Source organism: Virgibacillus sp. FSP13, from assembly GCF_054048505.1.
Map to the genome: position 1 here is coordinate 34,862 of NZ_JBSVKG010000009.1, position 14,592 is coordinate 49,453.

The following is a 14,592-nucleotide window of genomic DNA, read 5'->3' on the forward strand; positions in this document are numbered from 1 at the left end:
GCCAATGTCACCAAAGCAAAAAGTGTACCAAGGTGTATTGCAAGAGATTCGCAAGTTTATAGATATTAATGATTTGGAGCCTGGTGATAAGCTTCCGTCCGAACGTGAACTCGCTGAAACGTTACAAGCAGGCAGATCGTCTGTTAGAGAGGCACTAAGGGCTATGGAATTATTAGGTTTAATTGAAACTAGACATGGTGAAGGCACCTATTTAAGCACTTATCGCCCTTACCAAACAGTAGAGCTTTTATCATCTTTTATATTAAGGGAAAATAAAACAAAAGCGGATTTGATGCTAGCCAAAAAAGTCATTGAAAAAGAAGCGGCCAAACTTGCATATGAACGTGTAACATCAGCAGATATAAATGAGTTAAGAAAAATAGTACACGATTCCAGTATGGATGCTAACACACAACATTTTACGTTTTTTACGTATTTGTTTGACAGAGTCGAAAATCTTTTGCTAGCCAAAATTTGGTACTTAATGGAGGAATTTTCGTATACGATTGGAAAGCGTCATTATGAAAAAATGTTTTATATTGAGCTTATCCAAGCTTATGAAGAGCAGCAATACGGGTCAATCGAAGTTTTGTTTCAACCGCTATCCAATTCCAATGAACAGTAACATTTTATTGCTAACTCGACGATTTTTGACAGTCTTTTTATTTCTGAAACGTTATAGTGAGTGTAGTACTGTTGCAAACTGAAGGTATTCTTTAAGCTTCAGTGTTAAGACTGAGGGATTTTGGTCTTGTGAAAAAGGAGGAATAACCTTGCTTAAAGATTTTTTTGGCAAGAAAAAGAAATACGCATCCATTCCAAGTGAACAAGGGAAGTTGGACGTTCCAGAGGGATTAATGAAAAAATGTGATGGATGTCATAAAATTTATTATCGTAAAGAAATGAGAAAAAATAATTACGTTTGTCCAAATTGTGGGTATCATCATCCATTAAATGCATGGGAACGAATTGGTAGTTTATTTGATGAAGAAACATTTCAAGAATGGGACGAGCAGCTTGTTTCCAGCAATCCATTGGGTTTTCCAGGATATGAAGACAAACTGGAGAAGGACCGTGTTAAAACAGGATTAAATGAAGGTGTTGTAACAGGCGAGGGTATGATCGAAGGCCAAAGAACAGCTTTTAGTGTGATGGACTCGAGCTTTAGAATGGGCAGTATGGGCTCAGTAATGGGGGAAAAGATTGCCCGGGCCATTGAAAATGCGAAAAATAGTGGATTACCATTTGTTATTTTCACTGCTTCTGGTGGTGCTAGAATGCAAGAGGGTGCATTAAGCCTTATGCAAATGGCCAAAACTTCTGTTGCGATCGAACGGTTTAGTAATGCGGGCGGTTTAATGATTTCCGTGATGACCCATCCAACAACTGGCGGTGTATCAGCAAGCTTTGCTTCACTAGGCGATTATAATTTTGCTGAGCCAGGCGCTTTGATTGGATTTGCTGGTAGACGTATCATTGAACAAACTATCCGTGAGAAATTACCGAATGATTTCCAAACTGCTGAATTCTTGTTCAAACATGGACAACTAGACCAGGTTGTTCATCGAAATGATCTCAAGCAAATGTTATCAACAATCTTGGCAATGCATCAGAAAGGTGGGGAGCACGCGTGAAACAAGTGTTGGAGTTTGAAAAACCGGTCGTAAACTTGAAGGAAAAAATAGCAGAATTGAAAAACTTCACGAAAGATAGTGAAATAGATTTATCGGAAGAAATCAGTACTTTAGAGAAACGACTAGAAACGTTGGAAAACGACATATATTCGAATTTAAAACCATGGGATCGTGTTCAAATGGCTCGACACCAAGAGCGCCCCACGTCTCTAGACTATATTGATAAATTGTTTACAAACTTCATTGAATTTCACGGTGATCGTTTGTATGGTGACGATGAGGCGATCGTAGCTGGAATTGCCTACTATGGGGAGAAACCAGTTACAGTAATTGGTCATCAACGGGGGAAAGATACAAAAGAAAACATTCGCAGAAATTTTGGAATGCCTCACCCAGAGGGGTATCGTAAGGCTCTACGTCACATGAAACAGGCTGAAAAGTTTAATCGACCTATCATCTCTTTTATTGATACAAAGGGTGCCTATCCAGGAAAAGCCGCTGAAGAACGAGGGCAAAGTGAGGCAATTGCTAGAAATTTAATGGAAATGGCAGGATTGACTGTACCTATTATCTGTATTGTTATAGGTGAAGGTGGAAGTGGAGGTGCCTTGGGTTTAGGTGTTGGAGATCAGATACATATGTTGGAAAACTCCACTTATTCTGTTATTTCTCCTGAAGGTGCAGCAGCATTATTGTGGAAGGACTCAAATCTTGCACAAAAGGCTGCAGAAACAATGAAAATTACATCGTATAATTTGAAGGAGCTAGGTGTTGTGGATAATATTATCCCAGAACCCAAAGGCGGTGCCCATCGAGATGTGGAACAACAAGCACAAAATATTGATCAGGTTCTTAAAACATCATTGGCGACTTTAAGTGCTTTATCAACTGATGAATTACTAGAAAAAAGATGGGAAAAATATAAGCAAATTGGTGATTATAAAGAGACAGAATAGGAAGTTATGGTCTTCCAAGATAAGTATGAGATTGACACTTGTCAATCTCATACTTGTTTCTGTTATAACAGAGGTTGTTCAAAAAGTCACCAAATAATAGCGGCGAATCTCTTCGCTGGCTTTCAAGGAACTTCTGCTTAAACCGCCCACGTCAATAGTCAACGCTGAAGTCAGCATGTCCTGTGCAAGCCCACCTCCTCATGTACCTTTTATATACTATACACTCCTGTGCGTCAAAGCTTCGCAGCCTCGACCTTGACGCGCAGGACAAGGAAGGCTACGACAGCGATACATCGCACGAAGAAAAAGTGTATTTCTTTTTCGAGGACGTGCTAATGTCGACGTTGGCTATTGACGTGATGTTCTTAGTCGACTTTGCTTTTAATTTGGCAACTTTTTGAACACGCACTAACAGTGAAAAATAATTGATTTCTACGTGTGTTACGATTATCTTTATATAGTAAGAAGCTAGTGATTATATTGTACGTCTTGAGGTGAGAGAATGAAGAAGATTGGTGTTTTAACAAGTGGTGGTGACGCACCAGGTATGAATGCTGCAATTCGTGCAGTCGTCAGAAAGGCAATCTACCACGGTGTTGATGTTTACGGAATTAAAAACGGTTATCAAGGTTTGATTGATGGACATATAGAAAAAATGGAAATAGGTTCGGTTGGCGATATTATTCAGCGAGGTGGAACTATTTTACGTTCAGCTAGATGTGAGGAATTTAAAACTGATGAAGGGCAAGAAAAAGGCATCGTTCAATTAAAAAAACATGGAATTGATGGATTGATCGTTATTGGAGGAGATGGCAGTTTTCATGGTGCTCAAAAGTTAACAGAAAAAGGTTACCCATGCATTGGTATACCCGGTACAATTGATAACGATATTTCTGGTACGGACTTTACTATTGGTTTTGACACGGCCTTGAATACCGTTATTGAAGCAATCGATAAAATAAGGGATACCGCAACATCACATGAACGCACATATGTTATCGAGGTAATGGGAAGAGATGCTGGAGATCTTGCATTATGGGCAGGATTAGCTGATGGAGCGGAAAGTATCCTAATACCAGAAAAATCAGATGAGTTTCAAGAGGTTATTGATCGGCTCAAGCGTGGTCATGAACGTGGAAAAAAACATAGCATTATCGTATTAGCAGAAGGAGTTGGCAGTGGATTTTCCTATGGGGAACGAATCCAGGAAGCGACTAACCTTGAAACAAGGGTAACCGTTCTAGGCCATATTCAACGTGGTGGGTCACCAACTGCATCTGATCGTGTGCTAGCAAGTCGTCTAGGAGCGCAAGCGGTCGATATGTTATTAGCTGGAAAGGCTGGTCGAATGGTCGGAATAGAGAATAATCAACTTGTCGATCACGATATTCAGGAAGTATTGTCAAGTGCGCATCGTATTAATGTTGATATGTATCAATTATCAAAGGAATTGTCGATTTAATTTTTAACGAATGAATAATGGAGGAAGTAAAATGAGAAAAACAAAAATCGTATGTACGATTGGACCTGCATCAGAATCAGTAGAAACACTGGAGAAATTGATCGAATCGGGAATGAATGTTGCACGGTTAAATTTTTCCCATGGCGATTTTGCCGAACATGGAAATCGGATTAAAAACATTAGACAAGCTGCGGAAAATAAAGGACAAACTGTTGCAATCCTTTTAGATACTAAGGGTCCAGAAATTAGAACGGGGAATTTCGTAAACGGTGAAGCCGAAATAATCCAAGGAAATAGTGTGTATGTTTCAATGGAGGAAGTTGAAGGTACTGCTGATCGTTTTTCAATTACGTATCCAGGTTTAATTAATGATGTCCATGAGGGGTCAAAGATTCTGTTGGATGATGGATTAATTGAATTAGAAGTGATGGAAATCGATACGACCAAAAGTGAACTAAAAACTAGAGCACTGAATTCTGGAACAATAAAAAATAAAAAAGGTGTCAATGTGCCTAATGTTCAGGTGAAATTACCTGGAATTACAGAAAAGGATGCAAAAGATATTGAATTTGGTATCCAGGAAGGTATCGATTTCATTGCGGCTTCATTTGTTCGCAGGCCTTCTGATGTATTTGAAATAAAAGAATTACTCGAGAAACACGATGCAACACACATTCAAATTATCCCTAAAATTGAGAACCAAGAAGGCGTTGATAATATAGATGATATCTTGGAAGTTAGTGATGGGATCATGGTAGCCCGTGGTGATTTAGGTGTTGAAATTCCTGCTGAAGATGTACCACTCGTACAAAAGGAATTGATTTATAAATGTAACAATGCTGGTAAAGTCGTGATCACGGCGACACAAATGCTCGATTCGATGCAGCGTAATCCACGTCCTACACGTGCCGAGGCATCAGATGTTGCGAATGCTATTTTTGATGGAACAGATGCGATTATGCTATCTGGAGAAACGGCAGCAGGACAATATCCAGTAGAGTCTGTAGCAACCATGAACAATATCGCCCGAAAGGCTGAAACGGCATTAGATCATAAGATGATTTTAGCCAATCGATCTAAATCAGTTGATATGACGATAACCGATGCGATTAGTCAATCGGTAACACATACGGCAATGAACTTATCGGTTAGTGCAATCATTACACCTACAGAAAGTGGTCATACAGCACGGATGATCTCTAAATATCGACCAAAAGCACCAATTGTTGCGGTCACATTTTCCGAGCACATTAACAGGCAGTTAGCATTAGTTTGGGGTGTGCATGCTATTATGGGTGGTAAGGCAAACTCCACTGACGAAATGCTTGATGTTGCAATTGACCGTGGGTTACAAACGAAATTATTAGAACGTGGTAGCAGGGTGATTATTACGGCAGGTGTACCTGTAGGCGAATCTGGTACAACAAACTTAATGAAAATCCATGTAATTGGGGATGTAGCTGCTAAGGGACAAGGGATTGGTCGAAGAAGCGCATATGGAAAAGTCTCTGTGGCAAAAAATGCAAATGAAGCTTTAGCGAACGTTGATGAAGGAGATATTATTGTCACATATGGAACGGATCGCGATATGATGCCAGCGATAGAGAAAGCTGGTGGGATCATAACACAAGAAGGTGGATTAACTTCACATGCTGCAGTGGTCGGATTAAGCCTTGGCATTCCAGTAATTGTTGGCGTGGAAAATGTCTTTGATTTACTAAAAAATGGAGAAGATATTACAATGGACGCTGCAAAAGGTGACATTTATAAAGGACATGCGAGCGTATTATAAACGAAGATCTTTTCCGTTATAGTATGGAGTATAATAAAAAAATGAAGGGAATTTTCCCTTCATTTTTTTCACTAGAGAATATAGTAGTTATCAACTTATAGGTTTAGCAGCCAACTTTTTTAAGGCTTTTTTCGTAACGTTTGTTGCCTATTAATTTCGTAGTTGATATAAAAAGCGAAGTAACAGCAACGTGATTTCCGCTGCGGGCAGTCGCTTTCCGCGGGCACGGCTTCAGCCTCCTCGGAAGAAAACCACTTCCTTGAAAAAGGAAAACCCTTTTTCTGCGTGCGATGTAACGCTGCCGAAGCTTTCCTTGTCCTGCGGGGTCTTCAGACACGTGCTGTTCCCGCAGGAGTCGACTGCCCTCCGCTCCAATCACCTATCTTATTCGTATTTATATTCCATTACTAATAGATAGATGGTAGTCGAAAAGATAAAACAGTGGAGGAAATACACGTAGACTCCAGCGGGAGGAAAGGCCTAGGTGAGACCCCTTAGTGCTCAGCTCGAGGAGGCTCAGCAGCCGCCCGCGGAAAGCGTAGTGTATTTCCGGAGCGGGTAAACGCACCAACCATCATTTCGAGTTATGTCGCATTTTTTATCTAATGTGTAACAAACAACAAATGTTTTCGATGGGGCGAGTAATCGTAGTCCCATCTGTTAGAAAACAACTCTAAAAATGAAAGGATGAGCAACATGCGCTGGTTATTACTTGCCTTATTAATTATCCCTGCACTCGAAATTGGTGTGTTCGTTTGGGCAGGTGGCATTATTGGGCCATGGTGGGTCGTCTTTCTAATCCTTTTAACAGGTGTTGTTGGCGTGACTATCGCTAAACAACAAGGAACAGAGACATGGATGCGTGCTAGACAGCTAATGAGCCAAGGGCATGCTCCAACAGCGGAAATTATCGACGGCATATGTATTTTTGTTGGTGCTGTGTTTTTATTTTCACCTGGATTTTTAACAGATACAATCGGCTTTCTGCTTGTATTGCCTTGGACAAGAATCCCTTTCAGAAGTTGGTTGCAACGGTTCATAAAGAACAAAATGAGCAAAGGAACGATTATTTATCGCAAATGGTAATTAACCCTTGATAAAATACCATAATTGACTAAAAACACCGGATTGATAGAGCACATTTAACAAAACTAATAATATTGGCGCAAGTAATAATCCGAAGAATCCCCATATTTGCATGCCAAGGAAAACGGCAATAAGTACGGAGAGTGGGTTAACCCCAAGGGATGTAGATAATAATTTAGGCTCCAGAATTTGGCGCCCAACAATAATAACCATGTAAAGAATTGATATGCTAATGGTCATCGGGTAGTTCGAAACAAGAAATAGATAGACAATCCATGGAATAAAAATGATCCCGGTTCCAATGTATGGGAACAGATCAACTACAGCAGTAATTAAAGCAATCGTTAGTGCATGGTCCACATCCATTATTCGTAAACCGATAAAAATAATAAGTGCTGTTAAACTTATGAGTATTATTTGTGCTTTAGCGAAGCCAAATAATGCTCTTTTTAATTGTTTCCAAATGTGGATGATCGAATCTTTTGCTGAAGCAGGAATAATATTCGTGAATGTTCTTTGCATTGATGACCAGTCTTTTGTCAGAAAAAACGTAGCCAAGATAATAAATGTTAACACAACGAAAGAATTGGGTATAACACTTAGAGCAGATGGGATTTTTAACAAAATATTGTTTAAAAAAACGGTACCGGATGTGGCGATTTTATTGGCGATTTGTTCCAGATTCAGCTGAATGGTCTCCTGCTGGGATGGATCTAATGTATGGAAAAACGAAATGACTTTATGATAAACCGGTAATATTTTTGTTTCCATAAATTGTTCCCCGTAATGAACTAAACTCTTGAAGTGGGTCGGGATAACTTCTGCTAAATAAGTTGTTCCTTGGATAAATTCAGTGATTAATAAAACAATACAACCAAGAGCAAAAGCAAATACGGATATGATAATGGTTACTACAGCCAGTGTCCGGGGGAATCTTAATTTCTTTTCCAGAAATGTAACCCCAGGGTTAATCATAAATGAGAAAAGAATAGCAATGAAAATTGGATAAAGATACACAAAGGTGTATTTTAGAAAGAAAATGATAGATAAGATAATTGCTACGATGAACAGGAATCTTAAAAGCTGAAAACTGAGTTGCTTGTACATTTTTTCACCTCGCTACAACACGTTAAATTCGATTAAAACCTTGTACTACTTACTTATGAAATAACACCAGGAATTAGACGTAAGAAAGAGTTATGCGTCATGAATCTTACCAAGAGTTGTGAAAAAATGGATATTTACCCGGTATTTAGTTAAGAAGTGAACGTTTCGTGAAAAATATTGCTGAATTTAATCGCTTTCGATTCACATTGGTTTCAGATTACTTTATAATTGTTCATGGGGATGACAATGTTGTATTTTTATAAGGAATGTTGTAAAACATATTTTATAACGATTTGTCATAAGCGAATGAGCAAATTATAGAAAAGGAGAGGGTTTGTTATGACAACAACTAAAGGTCTTGAAGGGGTTGTAGCAACTCAATCGTCAATTAGTTCTATCATCGATGATCAACTTACATATGTTGGTTATAGAATTGATGATCTGGCAGAAAACTCCAGTTTTGAAGAAGTGATTTATTTATTATGGAATTTAAAACTGCCGACTAAAACGGAATTGGATGCATTTAAAGCAGATCTTGCCGAAAAAATGGAGCTTCCAGAAGCAGTTATTGAACATTTACGTTCTTATGATCTCTCTACCGTTCATCCCATGGCAGCATTAAGAACAGCTGTGTCCATTTTAGGATTGTACGATGAAGAAGCAGATGTAATGGAAGAAGCTGCAAACAAACGAAAAGCAGTTCGTCTGCAAGCAAAAATGGCTACAATTGTTGCAGCTTTTGCACGTATTCGTCAAGGAAAAGATCCAGTAAAACCGAAAAAAGAATTAGGTTATGCTGCTAATTTCCTTTATATGTTGAATGGTGAAGAAGCAAAAGATATTGAAGTAGAGGCAGTGAATAAAGCACTTGTGCTACATGCCGATCATGAATTAAATGCATCAACATTTACTGCACGTGTCTGTGTTGCAACATTATCAGATGTTTATTCTGGTGTTACTGCAGCAATCGGAGCACTAAAAGGCCCACTGCATGGTGGAGCCAATGAACGTGTAATGAAAATGTTAACGGAAATTGGCGAAGAAGAAAATGCAATTCCGTATATTAAAGAGAAAATTGCTAATAAGGAAAAAATCATGGGCATGGGTCACCGTGTATACCGCAATGGCGATCCGCGTGCGAAACATTTGAAGAAAATGTCAGAGGAATTAACAAAGATTACTGGTCAGCCAAAATGGTATAACATGTCGGTTAAAATTGAAGAATACATCAAAGAAAATAAAGGTCTTCCAGCAAATGTAGACTTTTATTCAGCATCTGTTTATCATAGTTTAGGAATTGATCACGATCTATTCACACCAATTTTCGCAACAAGCCGTGTTTCTGGCTGGTTAGCACATATCTTGGAACAGTATGCAAATAACCGTTTAATACGTCCACGTGCTGAATACGTTGGACCAAAGACACAAGACTATGTAGCAATTGAAAATCGTAAATAACATTTTGGGAGGTCGTTCAAAAAGTCATCAAATAATAAGCGGCGAATCTCTTCGTTGGCTTGCTTTTCCCGACTCGACCTTTGACGCACAGGACAAGGCTACGACAGCGATACATCATACATCGCACGAAGAAAAAGTGTATTTCTTTTTCGAGGGCGTGCTAATGTCGATGGTGGCTATTGACGTGACGTTCTTAGTCGACCTTACTTCTAATTTGGCAGCTTTTTGAACACGCACTTTTAACTGAATAAAGGCATTTTAAACAACTAAGGTCTATTTAAGTATTTTTTAATAACAAGCATAATGTAGCCGGTGTGTTACCGGTTATTATCACGTATTAACGAAATATGATAGAATATAATTGTACAAGAAGAACTAGGAGGTATAATTTATGTCACAGGGAGAAAAAATCACAGTTGAGAATGGAAAAATGAATGTTCCAGATCGTCCGATTATTCCATTTATTGAAGGAGACGGAATTGGTCCAGATATTTGGGCTGCTGCACGCAAAGTTATCGAAGCTGCAGTTGAAAAAGCATACAATGGTACGAAATCAATCGAATGGACAGAAGTATATGCAGGTCAAAAGGCATTCGATAAAACAGGTGAATGGCTACCAAATGAAACACTAAAAACAATTGATGAGTATAAAATTGCAATTAAGGGACCACTTACAACACCAATTGGCGGTGGAATTCGTTCTTTAAACGTTGCATTGCGTCAAGAATTGGATTTATTTACATGCCTTCGTCCAGTACGCTATTTCGATGGTGTCCCATCACCGGTTAAACGTCCAGAAGATGTGGATATGGTTATTTTCCGTGAAAACACGGAGGACATCTATGCTGGTATTGAATGGCAAAAAGGCACCCCTGAAGTAAAAAAAGTAATTGATTTCCTTAAAAATGAAATGGATGTACATAATATCCGCTTCCCAGAAACTTCCGGTATTGGTGTTAAGCCTGTGTCTGAAGAAGGTACAAAACGTCTAGTGCGCGCTAGTATTCAGTATGCACTTAACGAAGGCCGTAAAAGTGTTACACTTGTTCATAAGGGCAATATCATGAAATTTACAGAAGGTGCTTTCAAGGCTTGGGGCTATGAAGTTGCTGAACAGGAATTTAGTGACAAAGTATTCACATGGGCAGAGTATGACCGCATTGTTGAAAAAGAAGGTAAGGATGCAGCTAATAAAGCACAAGATGCGGCTGTCGCTGCTGGTAAAATAATTGTTAAAGATGCAATTGCTGATATTTTCTTACAACAAATTTTAACTCGTCCAAAAGAATTTGACGTTGTAGCAACAATGAACTTGAACGGTGATTACATTTCTGATGCATTAGCAGCACAAGTTGGTGGCATTGGAATTGCACCTGGAGCAAATATTAACTATGATACTGGCCATGCTATTTTTGAAGCTACACATGGTACAGCACCGAAATATGCAGGAATGGACAAAGTAAATCCATCATCTGTTATTCTATCTGCTGTGTTAATGCTAGAGCATTTAGATTGGAGAGAAGCAGCAGATTTAATCGCTAAAGCAATGGATAAAACAATTGCATCTAAAGTTGTTACGTATGACTTTGCCCGTCTAATGGATGGTGCAAAAGAAGTTAAATGCTCTGAATTTGGTAATGAACTGATTAAAAATATGGACTAATCAGGAGGGAGAAAAGCAATGGCTGTCAAACGTAATAAAATTTCCGTGATCGGCTCTGGCTTTACTGGTGCAACAACTGCATTAATGCTTGCACAAAAAGAACTTGGAGATGTTGTTCTTGTTGATATTCCAAATATGGAAGACCCAACAAAAGGAAAAGCACTCGATATGCTTGAAGCGGGCCCAGTACAAGGTTTTGATGCTAACATTACTGGTACATCCAACTATGAAGACACTAAAGACTCTGATTTAGTTATTATCACTGCTGGAATTGCACGTAAACCAGGGATGAGCCGTGATGATTTAGTAAGCACAAACGCAAAGATCATGAAATCTGTTGCAAAAGACATTGCTAAGTACTCACCAGATACATTAATTGTAGTATTATCTAACCCAGTCGATGCAATGACGTACACTGCATTTAAAGAATCCGGTTTCCCGAAAGAGCGAGTTATTGGACAATCAGGTGTGCTTGATACGGCGCGCTTCCGTTCATTTATCGCACAGGAATTGAACTTATCTGTCAAAGATATTTCTGGATTTGTTTTAGGTGGACATGGGGATAATATGGTACCATTAATTCGTTACTCTTATGCAGGCGGAATCCCATTAGAAAAGTTAATTTCGAAGGATCGTTTGGATGAAATTGTAGCACGTACACGTACAGGTGGCGGTGAAATCGTCGGTTTGTTAGGAAATGGTAGTGCATATTATGCTCCTGCCGCATCCTTAACAGTGATGGCTGAAGCAATTCTTAAAGACCAGCGCCGAGTGTTACCTGCTATTGCATACCTTGAAGGTGAATATGGCTACTCCGACATTTATCTAGGAGTACCATCTGTTCTTGGTGGTAAAGGTATTGAAGAAATTATTGAATTAGACTTAACAGAAGAAGAAAAAGCTGCATTGGATAAATCAGCTGAATCTGTAAAAAATGTACTTGAAATATTAGAATAAATTTTGTTCGAGGCTGTCTCCTACTTGGAGCAGCCTTTTTCTATGTGACATTTTTTATGGCTTATGACTTTGTAAATAATTCTTTACGATCTTAGCTATTCACATAATCATCACTTCCATGTAAGATAAACATATCACGAGTTGTTCATTAAAATGGGGGGGCAATGATATGAAGCAAACTATTCTAATTGTTGATGATGAAAAATCTATTGTTACGTTGTTGAAATTTAATATTGAACAGGCTGGATTTCAAACTGAAGTTGCCTTTGATGGGATAGCTGCTATCGAAAAAGTAAAACAGCAAGCCTTTGACCTAATTGTGCTTGATTTGATGCTTCCCAAAATGGATGGGATGGAGGTTTGTGAGTATTTAAGGCAAAATAAAATAGATACACCTATTTTAATGTTAACAGCCAAAGATGACGAGTCAGATAAAATAGCTGGCTTGGAGTTGGGTGCAGATGATTATTTAACAAAACCGTTTAGTCCGAAAGAAGTAATTGCCAGGATAAATGCAATACTTAGAAGGACAGGAATTGGGTCGGCCACCCATCATAGGTTTATCAGAATTGGGGACCTCACAATTTTTCCCGAGCGATATGAGGCAGAAATGCATGATCGTGTGTTAACTTTTACCCGTAAAGAATTTGAACTTTTGCATTATCTTTCCAATCACAAAGGACAAGTATTATCAAGGGATCAATTGTTAAGTGCTGTTTGGAATTACGACTATGCAGGAGATACACGAATTGTTGATGTACATGTCAGCCATTTGCGGGAAAAAATTGAACCAAACACCAAACGCCCAAGGTACCTGAAAACGGTTCGGGGACTTGGTTATAAAATGGAGGAGCCGATTTAACGTGCGTGCACTATTTAGTAAGCCACTACGTGTATATGTGATTGGTATTTTAATGCTTGTTATTGCCACCGGTGCAGTAATAAGTCAATTAACAAATGAATATATTATTTTATTTTCTGTTTTAGTGATTGAATATATTATCTTAGTCATTATATTATTACATGTTTTCGAAAAATATATGAAGCCAATAAAAAAAGCGACAAAAACGGTCAATGAACTTGTAAAAGGGAACTACCGTGCGCGTATTCATCATCCGGCGGTTGGCAGTGTTGGTGAGCTAAGCAGTAAAATAAATGTTTTAGCCCGAAACCTTAGTGAACTTTCTATTCAAGAAGAAATACAGGAGAAACAATTATTTACTGTTATTGATAACACACAAAGTGGTCTGGTTTTAATTGATGAAAAAGGCTATGTACATCTCGTGAATCGGAAATTTATATCAATGTTTGGCGGAACATCTAGTGATTACGTTGGTTATTTATATTATGATGTTTTAGAAAATGAAAAGATCCATCAGACTGTTCAAGAAACGTATCTATATGAAGAAACCGTCAAAGAATCATTTACGCAATTGAAGGGTCTAGACAAAAAGTATATTGAAATAGTTGGTGCACCTATCTTTAATGAAAAGAAGATGCTAAAAGGATCTGTACTAGTTTTTTATGATATTACTGAATTAAAAAAATTGGAGATCATGCGTAAAGATTTTGTAGCAAATGTCTCCCATGAACTGAAAACGCCGATTACCTCGATCAAGGGATTTGCTGAGACATTGTTGGATGGTGCGGCAAATGATGCTGAAACGCGTGAAAACTTTTTAGGTATTATCTTTGAGGAAAGCAAGCGGCTGCAAGTATTAATTGAGGATTTGTTAACACTATCAAGGTTGGAAAAAGATGAATTCCAGTTACATGTTACAGAGGTGAATATGGAAGAACTAGCTAACAAGATTCTTCCTATGATTAAACAACAAGCGGAAAGAAAACAAATCCAATTAACCGTCTCTCTTGCAAAAGGATTGACAATTATGGCTGATGAAGATCGTATCAAGCAAGTGCTTCTTAATCTTTTGGCTAATTCTATCAGCTATACATCAGAACATGGCAAGATATCTTTTTTGATAAGTGAAGGTGAAGAAGATATTCGCATTTCTGTTGCAGACACTGGTATAGGTATTCCGCAGGACGCGATACCACGAATATTTGAACGCTTTTACCGTGTTGACAAAGCTAGAAGCCGGAATACTGGGGGGACCGGGTTAGGACTAGCCATTGTGAAACACATTGTAGAAGTCCATAATGGTGACATCATAGCAACTAGTGAGCTAAATAAAGGTACAACTTTTGATATTTATATTCCAAAAAAATAATAACTTAAGGCTAACTTTATCATAGAAATAAAGTTAGCCTTTTTACATTAAAAAGCTTGGCGAAACTGGTATAATGAAATAAATAGTACATGTTACATGAGAGGAGTCACTCGGAACATGGAGATAAACGGAATCGGAATAATTATTATCATCATCATTGCATATTTACCGATTGTTTATAACTTACAAAAACGAATCCGTAAACTGGAGAATCAGGTAAATGAATTACAAAGACGCAGATAAAAT

13 protein-coding genes are annotated in these 14,592 nt (G+C 38.3%); 12 read left to right on the plus strand and 1 reads right to left on the minus strand.

Annotated elements, in window-relative coordinates; genetic code table 11:
• Positions 1-4: 4 nt before the first annotated feature.
• The 6 genes from ACW2QC_RS09905 to ACW2QC_RS09930 all read left to right on the plus strand — a co-directional run bounded on the left by ACW2QC_RS09905 (position 5) and on the right by ACW2QC_RS09930 (position 6,930).
• Positions 5-625 (plus strand): FadR/GntR family transcriptional regulator, encoded by a 621-nt coding sequence (locus ACW2QC_RS09905; RefSeq protein WP_457543913.1) that lies wholly within the window; start codon positions 5-7, stop codon positions 623-625.
• Positions 626-773: 148 nt separating this feature from the next.
• Positions 774-1,634, plus strand: a complete 861-nt coding sequence (gene accD / locus ACW2QC_RS09910) for an acetyl-CoA carboxylase, carboxyltransferase subunit beta (protein WP_457543808.1) — start codon at positions 774-776, stop codon at positions 1,632-1,634.
• Positions 1,631-2,590 carry an acetyl-CoA carboxylase carboxyl transferase subunit alpha gene (gene accA / locus ACW2QC_RS09915; RefSeq protein ID WP_457543809.1) on the plus strand — a complete coding sequence of 320 codons (960 nt, stop codon included), beginning with the start codon at positions 1,631-1,633 and terminating at the stop codon, positions 2,588-2,590. The genes accD and accA overlap by 4 nt, the downstream gene beginning before the upstream one ends.
• Positions 2,591-3,092: 502 nt before the next feature.
• Positions 3,093-4,052 (plus strand): 6-phosphofructokinase, encoded by a 960-nt coding sequence (gene pfkA, locus ACW2QC_RS09920; protein WP_457543810.1) that lies wholly within the window; start codon positions 3,093-3,095, stop codon positions 4,050-4,052.
• Between the two features lie 31 nt (positions 4,053-4,083).
• Positions 4,084-5,844, plus strand: coding sequence for a pyruvate kinase (gene pyk / locus ACW2QC_RS09925; RefSeq protein WP_457543811.1), 1,761 nt, complete (start codon positions 4,084-4,086; stop codon positions 5,842-5,844).
• Between the two features lie 696 nt (positions 5,845-6,540).
• Positions 6,541-6,930, plus strand: a complete 390-nt coding sequence (locus ACW2QC_RS09930) for an FxsA family protein (protein WP_457543812.1) — start codon at positions 6,541-6,543, stop codon at positions 6,928-6,930.
• Here ACW2QC_RS09930 and ytvI read toward each other — a convergent pair whose 3' ends face one another.
• Positions 6,931-8,037: a sporulation integral membrane protein YtvI gene (gene ytvI / locus ACW2QC_RS09935; protein ID WP_457543813.1), complete on the minus strand. Its 1,107-nt coding sequence runs from the start codon at positions 8,035-8,037 to the stop codon at positions 6,931-6,933.
• Positions 8,038-8,376: 339 nt separating this feature from the next.
• Here ytvI and citZ point away from each other — a divergent pair, with 339 nt between their 5' ends.
• From citZ to ACW2QC_RS09965, 6 genes are all read left to right on the plus strand, one after another.
• A complete protein-coding gene (gene citZ / locus ACW2QC_RS09940; RefSeq protein WP_457543814.1) occupies positions 8,377-9,495 on the plus strand; it encodes a citrate synthase in 1,119 nt (372 codons plus the stop codon).
• Between the two features lie 391 nt (positions 9,496-9,886).
• Positions 9,887-11,158: an NADP-dependent isocitrate dehydrogenase gene (icd, locus tag ACW2QC_RS09945; RefSeq protein WP_457543815.1), complete on the plus strand. Its 1,272-nt coding sequence runs from the start codon at positions 9,887-9,889 to the stop codon at positions 11,156-11,158.
• An 18-nt stretch (positions 11,159-11,176) separates the two neighbouring features.
• A complete protein-coding gene (mdh, locus tag ACW2QC_RS09950) occupies positions 11,177-12,115 on the plus strand; it encodes a malate dehydrogenase (protein ID WP_457543816.1) in 939 nt (312 codons plus the stop codon).
• A 169-nt stretch (positions 12,116-12,284) separates the two neighbouring features.
• Complete coding sequence (locus tag ACW2QC_RS09955; protein ID WP_457543817.1) at positions 12,285-12,977, plus strand: response regulator transcription factor; 693 nt, start codon at positions 12,285-12,287, stop codon at positions 12,975-12,977.
• A gap of 1 nt (position 12,978) precedes the next feature.
• A complete protein-coding gene (gene pnpS, locus ACW2QC_RS09960) occupies positions 12,979-14,346 on the plus strand; it encodes a two-component system histidine kinase PnpS (RefSeq protein WP_457543818.1) in 1,368 nt (455 codons plus the stop codon).
• 117 nt (positions 14,347-14,463) lie between these two features.
• A complete protein-coding gene (locus ACW2QC_RS09965) occupies positions 14,464-14,589 on the plus strand; it encodes a hypothetical protein (protein ID WP_457543819.1) in 126 nt (41 codons plus the stop codon).
• Positions 14,590-14,592: the final 3 nt, after the last annotated feature.